We start from the raw sequence: 13,674 nt of genomic DNA, 5'->3' as shown, positions 1-13,674 counted from the left end.
CTCAGTTGAAATTGGCATGCACGGCGTTGAGGGCCGCCTGATTGAGTTCGACACCCGCGCGGGCTCGGATATCGTTAGCCAGCACCTGAAAGAGATCCTGACCAAGATCGCCGGCCACCTGATCCTGAAGCGCTGAGCGCAGGCGGGTGAGATCCTCGTCTTCGGCATCCTCAGCGGGCGGCGCGATGCTGTCGAGTCGCAGGACGAAAAGACGGCCTTCGCCCTCGATCACGCGAACCTCTCCCTCTTCCATGTCAAACACGGTGTCGATGAATTCGGCCGGAGCCTCGGGGCGGTAATCGCGGCGGGTCATGTTGCTGATGTCGGTCGCGGTCAGGCCGAGATCGGCAAAGCTCGCCCCGGCGCGCAACTCTGCGAGTTGCGGCTCCACTTGGGTCTTGAGCGCCTCTACTGTCGCTTTGGTACGCCAGCCGTTCAGAACCGCGTCACGGACATCCTCAAGCGGCTGAACGCGTGGTTCGTCGATGCCGTCGAGACGCAGGGCAAAGATGCCGCCATCGGCGAGCTGCACGACCTCCGGGTAATCGCCCGTTGCTACGGCATCGGCGGCCTCGCGGAAGCTGTCATAGGCCGCCATGCCTTCGGTCAGGCCGGGGTGCCAGTCGATGCTGCCAAGTTCCATGTTGGTTTCCTTGGCCACATCTTCGAGCGTCGCCCCCCCGGCGAGAAGATCGTCTACGGTGTCGATCTGCGCTTCGATCACGCGGCGGGCGCGGTCACCGGCAAGTTGATCGCGCAGCTGCGGCTCTGCCTCTTCAAACGGGGTGACTTGAGCCGCTAGAATGGCGTTGACGCGAAAGAGAGCTGGGCCAAGACTGGTGTCAATCGGGCCAACCACCTCTCCGGCCTCGGCCGAAAAGACTGGCTCCGCAGCGCTGCCGAGATCCTCGCGTGCGACATCGCCCAGATCGACATCGGACATCTCTAATCCGCGCTCGGAGACGAGCATTTCGAGGGCTATCCCCTCGTCAATGCGGGCTCGGGCGCGGGTAGCGGCCTCGGTATCGGCAAAGATCAGACGTTCCACCAGCCGCCGCTCCGGCAGGTTGAACTCTGCCTCACGTTCGGCATAGGCGTCGCGCAAGGCGGCCTCTTCGACCTCAACACTGTCGATGATCATGGCGGGCGTGATCCACGCAAAGGCGATTTTCTTGGTTTCAGGTGTGGTGAAGCTCGGGAGATTGGCCTGATGATAGGCTTGCAAATCCTCTTCCGAGGGGACGGGCAGGCCGGATTGCAACGCGCTGCGATCCAGAACGGCAAAGGCCAGACTGCGACGCTCTGCCAGATAGGTCATCATCGTGTCCAGGTAGGTCGCAGGGGTTTGTAACCCGGCAAGGGCCGCGGCCTGCACCAATGTGCTCGCCGTTTCGGCGCGGATGTTTTCCTCGAACTGGGTCTCGTTCAGCCCGGCTTGGTCGAGGGCAAAGCGATAGGCCTCGCGGTCAAAGCTGCCGTCCAGTCCCTGAAAGGCCGGAATCTCGACAATCTGCTCGCGCAGGTTCGCGTCGCCGATAGACAGCCCCAGACGATCGGCCTCGTGTTCCAATGCGGCGCGGGCGATGAGGCGCGACAGCACATCGGTATCGACGCCGGCCGCGCGGGCCTCGGCAAGGCTGATGGCGGAGCCGCGCTCTGCCTCGAGCGCGCGGATTTCGTTCTGCAATGCGCGGGCATAGGTGGTCAGGTCAATCTCGGCCGTGCCGACATGACCGACGCTGCGTACGGTGCCAGAGAGGTTGGTCGCGCCAAACCCGGCGAGGCCCGCGATCAAGAGCCCCATCAGAACCCACATTGCGCCTTTGGAAATACCTTTGACCGCCATGATGGCCCCCTGTCCGTTTGTGGCTTCTGCCTGCTTGGGCGACTGTCTACGCGGTGTCGCCGCTCGGGACAAGAGGCCAGCGGAGCGCGCTCAGCCGGTCAAAGAGCGTGTCGATGCCGGCACGGTCTAGATTGGCGAAGGCCACGCGCGATTCGCGTGCGCCCTGTGGGTCGTCGGAGGGCCGGAACATGGTGCCGGGAAGAAGCAGGATACCCGCCTCGGGCACCAGCGCCTGTGCCAGTTGGTTGGAGGCCATGGCGAAGGGATGTGCCATATAGGCGAAATAGGCACCACACCCCAAGAGTCGCCAGCCCTGCCCGGCGAGTTTGGGCATGTTGTCATGGATGGCCGCGCGCCGGTCGAGGATTTCGGCGCGCTCGCCTGCCAGCCATTGGCCAAGGTTGCGCATGCCCCAGAGGGCCGCGATCTGGCCCAGTTGGTTCGGGCAGATCGTGACCGTGTCGAGGAATTTCTCGACCTCGGCCAGACGGGTCGGGGACGCCACCATTGCGCCGACGCGGTGCCCGGTCAGGCGGTAGGCCTTGGAAAAGGAATAGAGCTGAATGAGGGTATCGGCCCAGTCGGGATCGTGAAAGAGATCATGGCCCGCCCCGGGCCGGGCATCGAAATCGCGATAGGTTTCATCGACGATAAGGGCAAGACCGCGCTCTTTGGCCAACGTGTAGAACGCGTGCGTGAGGTCGGCGGGATATTCCACGCCGCCCGGATTGTTGGGGGTCACGAGCACGATGGCACGGGTGCGCGGCGTGATGAGCGCCGCCGCATGATCCGGATCGGGCAATAGTTCCGCTCCCGCAGGCAGCGCGACAGCGCGCACACCTGCCATGTCGAGCCACATTTTATGGTTGAAATACCAAGGGGTTGGTAGAATAACCTCATCCCCTTCGGCACAGAGCGTGGTGATGGCCGCGCAAAAGGCCTGATTGCAGCCAGAGGTGATGGCGACCTGAGGGGGGACGACGATGCCGCCATAGGTGGCGGACCATTGCGCCGCCACCTCGGCGCGCAGATCGGGCAGGCCGAGGACGGGGCCGTAAAGATGCGCTTGCGGATCGTTCAGCGCCGCCTCGGCCACCGCGCGGCGCAGCGCCTCGGGGGGCGGGGCCACGGGGGCGGCTTGGCTTACGTTGATGAGCGGACGCTCGGGCGGGAAAGTCACCCCGTCGAGCCAGCGCCGCGCCTCCATCACAGGCGGCGAAAAGGTGCAGGCGGTGCGGGGCGGGTTGGTCATGTCAGGTGCCCCGGTAGGGTTCGACATATTGCAGCGCCATATCCCAAGGGAAGAAGATCCAGGTGTCCTGACTGACTTCGGTCACAAAGGTGTCGACCTGTGCGCGGCCCATCGGCTTGGCGTAGACCGTCGCGACATGCGCCAGTGGCAGATGCTGGCGCACCACCTCGAGCGTGCGGCCAGTGTCCACCAGATCATCGACGATCAGGACGCCCGCACCATCGCCCATGATCGCCATATCCGGGGATTTGATCACCACGGGTGCGGTCTGGGTCTGGTGGTTGTAGGATTTGACGCTGATCGTGTCGACGGTGCGAATGTCCAGTTCACGCGCGACGATCATCGCCGGGGCCATGCCGCCGCGTGTGATCGCCACCACGGCGCGCCAGCCGTCTTCGGGCGTCTTGTCCTGCAATCGCCATGCAAGGGCGCGGGCGTCGCGGTGCAACTGATCCCAGCTTACGTGAAAGCCCTTTTCATGGGGGAGGCGGTCCATCATGTCGTTACCTGCTCAGCAAGAGTTTCAGCCCGAGCGCGCCCATCAGCAGGGCTGCCGCGCGGTCGATCAAGGGTTTCGCGCCGAGATAGGCGCGGCGGGCCTGTGCCCCGCTCAGAAGCGTGGCGAAGCCCGCGTAAAAGAGCCACTCAACGATCATGTGATTGGCGGTGATGAGCGCAATTTCCAGCGCCGATAGTCCCTTGGGAAAGATCACAACCAGAACCGAGGCGGCGAAGAGCGCGGATTTCGGATTGCCGAGGTTGATCAGGACGCCATCCAGAAATGCGCGCCCGCGTGGTTTGCGCGGACCCTCGGTCACGGGCTGACGGGCGGCGCGCCATGTGCTCCAGGCGATATAGAGCAGATAGGCGGCCCCGGCGAGTTTCAGCGCCATATAGGCCCAGGGAAAAAGGCTGAAGAGCGCCTCTAGTCCCAAGAGAGCCGCCAGTGTCCAGAGTGCAGCGACGAGGCCAAGGCCCAAACCGGCCGCAATACCTGCGCCGCGCCCATCGGCCAGCGCGGTCCGCAGGGCAAAGAGCAGAGCCGGACCGGGGCTGAGGATGGCGGCGGCGAGAACCGCGTTAAAGGCCAGGAGATCGAACGCGGTCATGGGGGCGCCTCTCAGGTTGCGTCGATGTCGGGGGCGTCCACGGCCTTCATCCCGACGATATGGTAGCCTGCGTCGACATGCAGCGTCTCGCCGGTGACGCCCGAGCCCAAGTCGCTGAGCATGTAGAGTGCGGAGCGGCCGACGTCGTCGATGGTCACGTTGCGGCGCAGGGGGGAATTCAATTCGTTCCACTTGAGGATATAGCGGAAATCGCCGATGCCGGAGGCGGCCAGCGTCTTAATCGGTCCCGCGCTGATGGCGTTGACGCGGATGCCGTCCTTACCCAGATCCTCGGCCATGTATTTGACCGATGCCTCAAGAGCGGCCTTGGCCACCCCCATCACGTTGTAATGCGGCATGACCTGTTCGGCGCCGTAATAGGTGAGGGTGAGGGCCGACCCACCCTCGCCCATCATCTTTTCCGCGCGCTGCATCACGGCGGTGAAGGAATAGACCGAGATGTCCATGGTCATCAGGAAATTGTCGCGGCTGGTGTCGACATAGCGCCCGCGCAATTCGTTCTTGTCGGAAAAGCCGATGGCATGGACCACGAAATCGAGGCTGTCCCAGTGGCTGTGCAGGTCGGTAAAGAGCTGATCGACCGAGGCCATGTTGCCCACATCGCAGGGCAGGACGATGGTTGACCCCAGTTCCGCTGCCAGAGGATCGACCCGCTTTTTGAGCGCATCCCCCTGATAGCTGAAGGCAAGCTCTGCGCCTGCATCGGCACAGGCGCGGGCAATGCCCCAGGCGATTGATTTGTCATTGGCGAGCCCCATGATCAGCCCGCGTTTTCCCGCCATCAGATTATTCGACATTCCCAGCCCCCGGCCATCACGATTTTTCTGACCTTTAGGCGATTGGGGGGATTGCATCAAGGGCTGGTCATTCAGGCGCACAACCTGTCAAATGCCGCTATGTGCGTTAGATAGATCCGCAGCGTTCAGTTTTTGAGAGATGGCATCGGGACAGTTTGATGGAACGAGATGGAAAGTTTGCGGGTGATGACCCGTTTGAGATTGCACGCAACTGGCTTGCTGAGGCGGAACAGTCAGAGCCGAATGACCCCAATGCGGTGGCTCTTTCGACGGTGGATGCCGAGGGACTGCCGAATGTGAGGATGGTCTTGCTCAAGGAAATCTCCTCTGACGGGTTCATCTTTTATACCAATTACAACAGCGCCAAGGGGCAGGAATTGGCGGCGACCCCAAAGGCGGCGATGGTGTTGCACTGGAAATCCTTGCGTCGACAGATTCGCGTCCGTGGCACCGTGAGCCGCGAAGAGGGCGAGCGCGCGGATGCCTATTACGCCTCGCGCTCGCTCAAGAGTAGGCTCGGGGCTTGGGCGTCGGAGCAATCGCAGCCGCTTGATAGCCGTGCGACATTGATGGCGAAAGTGGCCAAGATCACCGCACTCAAGGGGCCGAATCCTGCGAGACCCGCCTTTTGGGGCGGCTTTAGAATCGCCCCGGTTGAAATCGAGTTTTGGGCAGATGGAGCCTTTCGCCTGCATGATCGGTTCGTCTGGCGCCGGGCTTCCGCGACGGAAACCTGGAAAATTCAACGCCTCAACCCATGAATTTCACGTTGCGTGAAATGCAAGGGCTTGAAAGTAGGTATTATTAACCGCTTGCAAGCAGGTGTGAATATGAAGCAAGTGTTAACGCAGTCTTGGGGATGAAGGCTGTAAGGTAGGACAAAGTGACGATAAACGATGATGAAATTCGCAGAGTAAAGGGGCGCGTTAAGTGGTTTGACCCTGTTAAGGGGTTCGGGTTTGTGATTGCCGATGAAGGTGGCCCTGATATTTTGCTCCATGCCAATGTTCTGCGGAACTTTGGTCAAAGTTCCGTGGCCGATCGCGCCGGGGTTGAGTTGGACGTGCAGCAGACCGAACGCGGTCGGCAGGCCGTCGCCGTGCATGCGATAAATCCGCCGGACGATCTCGAGCATACGGGACTGGCCGATCTCGATGAGATTGATCCCGAGATCATTCGCAATGCGCCACTACAGCCCGCCCGTGTCAAATGGTTCGACAAGGGCAAGGGATTCGGTTTTGCCAATACCTTTGGGCGGGAAGAGGACGTGTTTGTTCACGTCGAGGTTCTGCGCCGCTCCGGTCTTGCGGATGTTCAGCCCGGTGAGGCGCTGGCTATTCGCGTGATTGATGGTAAAAGGGGGCGTATGGCAACCGAGGTGTGTGGATGGGAAACGGCGGTAAAATCGTCAGAGTGACAGTGGCGGCCTTGCTGGCCTGTCTGGCAAGTGTTGCGGCAGCGGAATCATGCCGCGAGGATGTGGCGATGCTGCGCAGCGATGCGGGCACGGCACGATTCCGGATCGAGGTTGCCGATGACAAAGAGGAACGCGCGCAGGGTCTCATGAATCGTGAAACCATGTCGATGAGCGCGGGCATGCTCTTTATCTATCCAGAACCACAGCCAGTCGGGTTCTGGATGAAGAACACGTTGATCCCGCTCGACATGATTTTCATGGACGAGACCGGGACCGTCAAGAATGTGCATCACGAGGCACAGCCCTTGGACGAGTCCCCCATCTTTGGTGGTCAGGAGATTCTGGCGGTGCTTGAAATCAACGGTGGTCTGGCGCGCAAGATCGGTATTTCCGAAGGTTGGACCATGCGCCATACCGCCATAGATCAGACCAAGGCCGCTTGGCCCTGTTCAGAAAGCCAATAAAGCGGCGTGATGCCGGTTTTTGGCTTTTCAAGCGCTGCAATCGTCAGTATGCAGGCGCACGGTCCGGGGCGTAGCGCAGTCTGGTAGCGCACCTGTTTTGGGAACAGGGGGTCGTAGGTTCGAATCCTATCGCCCCGACCAATGCTTCTCGTCACAAGATGACAAACGCTCAGCGTGCCACTCTGGCGCGCTGTTTGCGTTTGTGCCCGGTGCAGGGCGCAGTTCAAGCAATCTGACAACTGTGGCGTCCAACTGTGCCGGAAATAACGGCTTATTGCCTGTGTGTTTTGGGCGCTGCGGCTGCGCATCCTGCGTCTCAGCCTGTGGATGAATCATTGGGATGTAGGTGGCTGGGTTGGCCGGAAACCTGTCAAACATTTTTTCTGCATTAATCAGAAAAGTTTTCGTTGACCGCATATGGCAATATACGTCAGTTTGTGTGGGCGGGCATCAAGGCCACAACATATAGTGGTTAGCCCGGGCAGGGACATGACATCAGAATTCGCTATGACCGACCAACTATCGATCCGGATCGTTTGCGCGCAGAGCGTGTGTGACGCCGAGGTGACGCCGTTTTGGATCGGATTGAACAACTCACACCGGGCCAAAGGTCCAAGAACTATTGCGATGGGGCAGCACAGATGAAAATCGAGAGAAAATTCACCACCGCCGGACAAGACGCCTATGCCGCGCTTGAATTTGTGACCACCAGTTCCGAGATCCGCAATCCGGATGGAACGACGGTGTTCCGGCTGGACGAAATCGAGGTGCCCCGTGGCTGGAGTCAGGTCGCGAGCGATGTGATTGCGCAAAAATATTTCCGCAAGGCAGGCATCCCCAACCGGATCGAAAAGGTCAAGGAAGAGGGCATTCCCGAGTTTCTCTGGCGGTCAGTGCCCGCGGCGGACAATGACGGATTCGGTGGCGAGACATCGGCCAAGCAGGTGTTTGACCGCTTGGCGGGGGCGTGGTGCTATTGGGGCTGGAAGGGTGGCTATTTCACCAAAGAGGCCGATGCCCGCGCCTATTTCGACGAGATGCGCTATATGCTGGCCCGCCAGATGGCCGCGCCCAACAGCCCGCAATGGTTCAACACCGGCCTGCATTGGGCCTATGGCATCGACGGTCCGAGCCAGGGGCATTACTACGTCGATTTCCAGAGTGGCGAACTGACAAAATCCGCCTCTGCCTATGAGCATCCGCAGCCGCACGCCTGCTTTATCCAGTCGGTCAAGGATGATCTGGTCGGCGATGGCGGCATTATGGACCTCTGGGTGCGTGAGGCGCGTCTGTTCAAATACGGCTCCGGCACCGGCACGAATTTCAGCAGCCTGCGCGGTGAGGGCGAGCGGTTGTCGGGGGGTGGAAAATCCTCTGGCCTCATGGGCTTTTTAAAGATCGGCGACCGGGCGGCGGGGGCCATCAAATCGGGCGGCACCACACGGCGTGCGGCCAAGATGGTGATCTGTGACGCCGACCACCCTGACATTCAGGAATTCATCAACTGGAAGGTCAAGGAAGAGCAAAAGGTTGCCAGCATCGTCGCGGGCTCCAAGATGCACGAGCAGAAGCTCAACGAGATCTTTGCCGCGATCCGCGCCTGGGATGGCAGTTCTGAGGATTCGGTTGATCCCAAGAAGAACGATCAGTTGAAATCCGCCATTCGCAGCGCCAAGCAGGTGCAGATCCCCGAGACCTACGTCAAGCGCGTGCTGGACTATGCCAAGCAGGGCTATGAGAGCATCGAATTCCCGACCTATGACACCGATTGGGATAGCGAGGCCTATGCCAGCGTTTCGGGCCAGAATTCCAATAATTCGATCCGCGTCACCGATGCCTTTCTCAAGGCGGTCAAGGACGATGCCGATTGGGCGCTGATCAACCGGGTGGACGGGTCGGTCGCCAAGACGATCAAGGCGCGTGATCTGTGGGAAGATGTGGGGCACGCGGCCTGGGCCTGTGCCGATCCGGGTATTCAGTATCACGACACGGTCAACGCCTGGCACACCTGCCCGGAAGACGGCGAGATTCGCGGCTCGAATCCCTGCTCGGAATATATGTTCCTGGACGATACGGCCTGCAATCTGGCCTCGATGAACCTCTTGAAGTTCTACGTGGACGGCAAGTTTGACGCCGACGCCTATATGCACGCCACGCGGCTCTGGACTGTGACGCTGGAAATCTCGGTGACGATGGCGCAGTTTCCGTCCAAGGAAATCGCGCAACTCAGCTATGAGTTCCGCACGCTGGGTCTGGGCTATGCCAATATCGGCGGCCTGTTGATGAACATGGGCTTTGGCTATGACAGCGACGAGGGCCGTGCGCTCTGTGGGGCGCTGACGGCGATCATGACCGGCGTGGCCTATGCCACAAGCGCAGAAATGGCTGCGGAGCTGGGGGCCTTTGCCGGCTACAAGCGCAACAGCAAGCACATGCTGCGCGTCATCCGCAACCACCGCAACGCCGCCTATGGCGCGACCGAGGGCTATGAGGCGCTGGCGGTGAAACCCGTGCCGCTCGACCACAAGAATTGCCCGGATGCGCGGCTGGTTGATCTGGCGATGGCGTCTTGGGACGAGGCGCTGAAGCTGGGTGAAAAGCACGGCTATCGCAACGCGCAATCGACTGTGATCGCCCCCACCGGGACCATCGGTCTGGTGATGGATTGCGACACGACCGGCATCGAGCCCGATTTCGCGCTGGTGAAGTTCAAGAAGCTGGCGGGGGGTGGCTATTTCAAGATCATCAACCAGTCGGTGCCAGCAGCGCTGGAAAAGCTCGGCTATGGTCCGGCGCAGATCGAGGAAATCGTCAGCTATGCCGTGGGTCATGGCACCATCGGCAATGCGCCGGGGATCAACCACACCTCGCTGATCGGTCATGGGTTTGGCGAGGCGGAGCTGGCCAAGGTGGATGCCGCGCTCGGCTCGGCCTTTGATATCCGGTTCGTGTTCAATCAGTGGACCCTGGGGGCGGAGTTCTGCACCAAGGTATTGGGCATCCCCAATGAAAAGCTGAACGATCCGACCTTCGACCTTCTGGCGCATCTGGGCTATTCCAAGCGGGATATCGAGCTGGCCAATGACCATGTTTGCGGCACCATGACGCTTGAGGGCGCGCCCTATCTCAAGACGGATCACTACCACGTCTTTGATTGCGCCAATCCCTGCGGCAAGAAGGGCAAGCGCTATCTCGGGGTCGAGAGCCACATCACCATGATGGCGGCGGCGCAGTCCTTTATCTCGGGGGCGATTTCCAAGACCATCAACATGGCCAATGACGCCAGCATCGTGGACTGCCAAAAGGCCTATGAGTTGTCGTGGTCCTTGGGCGTCAAGGCCAATGCGCTCTACCGCGATGGATCGAAGCTGAGCCAGCCACTTGCGGCGAGCCTCGTCGAGGATGATGACGAGGCCGCTGAGATCCTTGAATCCGGCACGCCGCAGCAAAAGGCGCAGGTGCTGGCCGAGAAGATTGTCGAAAAGGTGATCGTCAAGGAAATCCAGAAGTCGCACCGCGAAAAGCTGCCCGAACGGCGCAAGGGGTATACCCAAAAGGCGATTGTCGGCGGTCACAAGGTCTATTTGCGCACGGGCGAGTATGAAGATGGCCAGTTGGGCGAAATCTTTATCGACATGCACAAGGAAGGTGCCGGGTTCCGCGCGATGATGAACAACTTTGCCATCGCGGTGTCGGTCGGTCTGCAATATGGCGTGCCGCTGGAGGAATTCGTCGATGCCTTCACCTTTACCAAGTTCGAACCGGCGGGCATGGTGCAGGGCAATGACAGCATCAAGAATGCCACCTCGATCCTCGATTACATCTTCCGCGAACTGGCGGTGAGCTATCTCGACCGGACCGATCTGGCGCATGTCAAACCCTTGGGGGCCAGCTTTGACGATCTCGGTCGGGGCGAGGAAGAGGGCGTGCGCAATGTCTCGGAGATGAGCGAGGCCGCCGCCAGCCGGTCCTTGGAAGTGCTGCGTCAGATCAGCTCGACAGGCTATCTGCGCAAGCGTCTGCCGCAGGAATTGACCGTGTTCCAAGGCGGCCAAAACATGGCGCGCGCCGCTGGCGACGGCATGGATGCGATGAGCATGTTGGCGCGGTTGGTGCCCGAGACGTCAAGCGCCTCGATGGCGGCGACGATGACCACGACCACGGCAGTTGCCTCGGGGTCGGTGAGCATGGACGCCCGCACCAAGGCGCGGCTTCAGGGCTACGAGGGCGAGGCCTGCGGCGATTGCGGCAACTACACGCTGGTGCGCAACGGCACCTGCATGAAGTGCAACACCTGTGGGGCAACGAGCGGGTGTAGCTGAGGAATTGAGACACGGGGCGGGTGCGCTCGCCCCGGGCGGATCAGGCCGCAGGCAGAAACCGAGCGGTCAAATGATGAGCCTGATCAGCAAAACTTGGGGCGCCCTCGGGCGCCCCTTTTTCTGTGCTGCACCGTGGTCGGTCGCGCCCCGGCTCAGTTCGTCCCGGTGCCGTGGTCCATCTTGGAATGGTCCACCCCATCGGTCGGATCGACCATGAATTCGACCTCGATCCGGCCAGCCTGCTCGAACACGAAGGTTGAGGGCACCATGTCCCCGTCCTTGAGCGGGGCGGTGAGGCCCATCAGCATCACATGCAGGCCACCCGGTTCCAGAACCACGGTCTCGCCTGCCGGGATCTCGATCCCGGCAACGGGTTGCATCCGCGCCACCCCGTCGCTGGCATGGTCGGTGGTGTGCAGGCTCGTCTTCTTGGCCGCAGGCGTTTCGATGCCGATCAGGCGCTCGGTTGCTGCGCCCTCATTGCTGATCGCCATATAGGCAGCAGCCGATTTGGCACCGGCGAAGGGTTCGTTGATATGCGGATGGATGATCTCGATCTTGTCTTTCTTCACGCTATGCGCATCGGCCGTTCCGCTCAGCGTCAGCGCGCCGAGCAGGGCAAGGGCAAACAGTTTCATGAACTCTCCTCTTGTGAACACCGCGCAGGCGTCGATGGATTTCAGGTGCTGTGTAATGCGGATAGGTCTCTGCGTCCATGTCCTCGGTGACATGGCAAGATGGAGAGGCGTCCACGGGTGCCCCTTGTCCTGTCTCTGTATGGGCCGGATATGAGGTCGGCCCTCAGCCGCGCGCGTCTTCGAGAATGAGGCGCGCTGCCTTTTCGGCGATCATCACCGTGGGGGAATTGGTGTTGCCCGATGTGATCGTGGGCATGATCGAGGCATCGGCGATGCGCAGCCGCCCCAAGCCTTTCAACCGGAGGCGCGGATCAACCACCGCAGCCTCATCCGCACCCATCCGGCAGGTGCCGACCGGGTGAAAGATCGTGGTGCCGATATCGCCTGCGGCGCGGATCAGGTCTTCGCGGGTCTGATAGTCGGGTCCGGGTCGGTATTCCTCGGGGTGGAATTTGGCAAAGGCGGGTTGCGCCACGATCCGGCGGGTCAGTTGGATGGCGCGGGCCGCCACATCGCGATCCGCCTCTGCGGAGAGATAGTTGGGGCGAATCGCCGGGCTCGCGCGAAAATCGGGCGAGGTCACATGCACGCTGCCCCGGCTCTCGGGGCGCAGGTTGCACACGCTGGCGGTCATGGCAGGAAAGGGGTGGACCGGATCGCCGAACTTGTCGAGGCTGACGGGCTGGACGTGGTATTGCAGGTCCGGCGTTTCCTTTTCCGGGCCTGAGCGGGTGAAGATGCCCAATTGGCTGGGGGCCATCGACATTGGGCCCGAGCGGGTCAGGAGATATTCCAGCCCGATCCCCAGCTTGCCGCGCAGGCTGCTCGCCTGTTCATTGAGGGTCGGCACGCCGTGAACCTTGTAGACGAGGCGCAATTGCAGATGGTCCTGAAGATTGCCCCCGACCTGCGGCACTTCGACCACGGGGGCGATGCCTGCGCTCTGAAGGGTCGCGCCATTGCCGATGCCCGAGAGTTCCAGCAGCGCCGGAGAACCGATTGCGCCCGCGCATAACACGGTCTCACAGGCGGCATGGGCGGTAAGGCTGCGGCCTTGGTGATGGTAGACCACGCCCTTGACCTCGCCCTCCTGAATGATCAACCGTTCGGCCTGAGCCCCGGTCAGGATATGCAGGTTCTTGCGGTTTTTGGCCGGACGCAGAAAGGCCTTGGACGTGTTCCAGCGGATGCCTGCGCGTTGGTTGACCTCGAAATAGCCACCGCCCTCGTTGTCGCCGGAATTGAAATCGTCGGTGCGCGGGATGCCTGCCTGTTCGGCAGCCTCAAGAAAGCTGTCCAGCACTTGCCAGCGGACGCGGGTCTTTTCCACACGCCATTCGCCGCCCGCACCGTGCAGGTCGCTCTCGCCCGCGTGATGATCCTCGGCGCGGCGAAAGAGCGGCAGCACATCATCCCAGCCCCAGCCGGTGCAGCCCAGTTGCGCCCATTGGTCATAATCGCGGCTTTGTCCGCGCATGTAGATCATGCCATTGATCGACGAGCAGCCGCCCAGCACCTTGCCGCGTGGATAGAGCAGGGTGCGACCGTTCAGCCCCGGTTCGGCCTGGGTGCGAAACCGCCAGTCGGTGCGGGGATTGTCGATGCAATAGAGGTATCCGACCGGAATGTGAATCCAGTGGTAATTGTCGCGCCCCCCCGCCTCGAGCAGAAGGACGCGGGTTGCGGGATCAGCCGACAGTCGGTTGGCGAGCACGCAACCCGCGCTGCCTGCGCCAATGACGATGTAATCATAGTGATCCATGCACCCTCTCTCGTTCCTGCCGCTTGGCCACAGGAGTCACCTGACC

11 protein-coding genes and 1 tRNA gene are annotated in these 13,674 nt (G+C 61.3%); 5 read left to right on the top strand and 7 right to left on the bottom strand.

From position 1 onward, the window contains the following. Position 1: 1 nt before the first annotated feature. From ROS217_RS18520 to fabI, 5 genes are read right to left on the bottom strand one after another with little or no spacing between them, the layout of a single operon-like run. Positions 2–1,846 carry a peptidyl-prolyl cis-trans isomerase gene (locus ROS217_RS18520; protein ID WP_040650750.1) on the bottom strand — a complete coding sequence of 615 codons (1,845 nt, stop codon included), beginning with the start codon at positions 1,844–1,846 and terminating at the stop codon, positions 2–4. 46 nt (positions 1,847–1,892) lie between these two features. Then, a complete protein-coding gene (locus ROS217_RS18515; RefSeq protein WP_009819329.1) occupies positions 1,893–3,098 on the bottom strand; it encodes an aminotransferase in 1,206 nt (401 codons plus the stop codon). 1 nt (position 3,099) lies between these two features. After that, positions 3,100–3,597: a xanthine phosphoribosyltransferase gene (gpt, locus tag ROS217_RS18510; RefSeq protein WP_009819328.1), complete on the bottom strand. Its 498-nt coding sequence runs from the start codon at positions 3,595–3,597 to the stop codon at positions 3,100–3,102. 4 nt (positions 3,598–3,601) lie between these two features. After that, positions 3,602–4,207: a LysE family translocator gene (locus ROS217_RS18505; RefSeq protein ID WP_009819327.1), complete on the bottom strand. Its 606-nt coding sequence runs from the start codon at positions 4,205–4,207 to the stop codon at positions 3,602–3,604. Positions 4,208–4,218: 11 nt separating this feature from the next. Beyond that, the gene (gene fabI, locus ROS217_RS18500; protein ID WP_009819326.1) at positions 4,219–5,025 is read right to left on the bottom strand and encodes an enoyl-ACP reductase FabI; all 807 of its coding nucleotides are present in this window, start codon (positions 5,023–5,025) and stop codon (positions 4,219–4,221) included. A gap of 158 nt (positions 5,026–5,183) precedes the next feature. Here fabI and pdxH point away from each other — a divergent pair, with 158 nt between their 5' ends. From pdxH to ROS217_RS18475, 5 genes are all read left to right on the top strand, one after another. Then, entirely contained in the window at positions 5,184–5,786 is a 603-nt protein-coding gene (pdxH, locus tag ROS217_RS18495; protein WP_009819325.1) for a pyridoxamine 5'-phosphate oxidase, read from the top strand. 143 nt (positions 5,787–5,929) lie between these two features. Continuing rightward, positions 5,930–6,442 (top strand): cold shock domain-containing protein, encoded by a 513-nt coding sequence (locus tag ROS217_RS18490; RefSeq protein ID WP_050766462.1) that lies wholly within the window; start codon positions 5,930–5,932, stop codon positions 6,440–6,442. After that, positions 6,412–6,906: a DUF192 domain-containing protein gene (locus ROS217_RS18485; protein WP_040650747.1), complete on the top strand. Its 495-nt coding sequence runs from the start codon at positions 6,412–6,414 to the stop codon at positions 6,904–6,906. Before ROS217_RS18490 ends, ROS217_RS18485 begins: the two co-directional genes overlap by 31 nt. A 64-nt stretch (positions 6,907–6,970) precedes the next feature. Beyond that, positions 6,971–7,047, top strand: a tRNA-Pro gene (locus ROS217_RS18480). A 500-nt stretch (positions 7,048–7,547) separates the two neighbouring features. Next, positions 7,548–11,228, top strand: a complete 3,681-nt coding sequence (locus ROS217_RS18475) for a vitamin B12-dependent ribonucleotide reductase (protein ID WP_009819322.1) — start codon at positions 7,548–7,550, stop codon at positions 11,226–11,228. Positions 11,229–11,380: 152 nt separating this feature from the next. Here the strand turns inward: ROS217_RS18475 and ROS217_RS18470 are convergent, their stop codons facing one another. Together ROS217_RS18470 and ROS217_RS18465 are read right to left on the bottom strand one after the other, a co-directional pair. After that, on the bottom strand, positions 11,381–11,866 hold the full coding sequence (locus ROS217_RS18470; RefSeq protein WP_009819321.1) for a copper chaperone PCu(A)C: 486 nt from the start codon (positions 11,864–11,866) through the stop codon (positions 11,381–11,383). A gap of 163 nt (positions 11,867–12,029) precedes the next feature. After that, positions 12,030–13,628, bottom strand: a complete 1,599-nt coding sequence (locus tag ROS217_RS18465; protein WP_009819320.1) for a GMC family oxidoreductase — start codon at positions 13,626–13,628, stop codon at positions 12,030–12,032. Positions 13,629–13,674: the final 46 nt, after the last annotated feature.

It is taken from the genome of Roseovarius sp. 217, assembly GCF_000152845.1.
Classification (GTDB): domain Bacteria; phylum Pseudomonadota; class Alphaproteobacteria; order Rhodobacterales; family Rhodobacteraceae; genus Roseovarius.
Note: the sequence above shows the minus strand (reverse complement) of the source record. Positions and strands in the feature narration are given on the sequence as shown.

Coding starts and splice junctions, on each gene's coding strand:
- ROS217_RS18520 (WP_040650750.1), bottom strand. CDS start 1,846: ATGGCGGTCAAAGGTATTTCCAAAGGCGCAATGTGGGTTCTGATGGGG.
- ROS217_RS18515 (WP_009819329.1), bottom strand. CDS start 3,098: ATGACCAACCCGCCCCGCACCGCCTGCACCTTTTCGCCGCCTGTGATG.
- gpt (WP_009819328.1), bottom strand. CDS start 3,597: ATGATGGACCGCCTCCCCCATGAAAAGGGCTTTCACGTAAGCTGGGAT.
- ROS217_RS18505 (WP_009819327.1), bottom strand. CDS start 4,207: ATGACCGCGTTCGATCTCCTGGCCTTTAACGCGGTTCTCGCCGCCGCC.
- fabI (WP_009819326.1), bottom strand. CDS start 5,025: ATGTCGAATAATCTGATGGCGGGAAAACGCGGGCTGATCATGGGGCTC.
- pdxH (WP_009819325.1), top strand. CDS start 5,184: ATGGAACGAGATGGAAAGTTTGCGGGTGATGACCCGTTTGAGATTGCA.
- ROS217_RS18485 (WP_040650747.1), top strand. CDS start 6,412: ATGGGAAACGGCGGTAAAATCGTCAGAGTGACAGTGGCGGCCTTGCTG.
- ROS217_RS18475 (WP_009819322.1), top strand. CDS start 7,548: ATGAAAATCGAGAGAAAATTCACCACCGCCGGACAAGACGCCTATGCC.
- ROS217_RS18470 (WP_009819321.1), bottom strand. CDS start 11,866: ATGAAACTGTTTGCCCTTGCCCTGCTCGGCGCGCTGACGCTGAGCGGA.
- ROS217_RS18465 (WP_009819320.1), bottom strand. CDS start 13,628: ATGGATCACTATGATTACATCGTCATTGGCGCAGGCAGCGCGGGTTGC.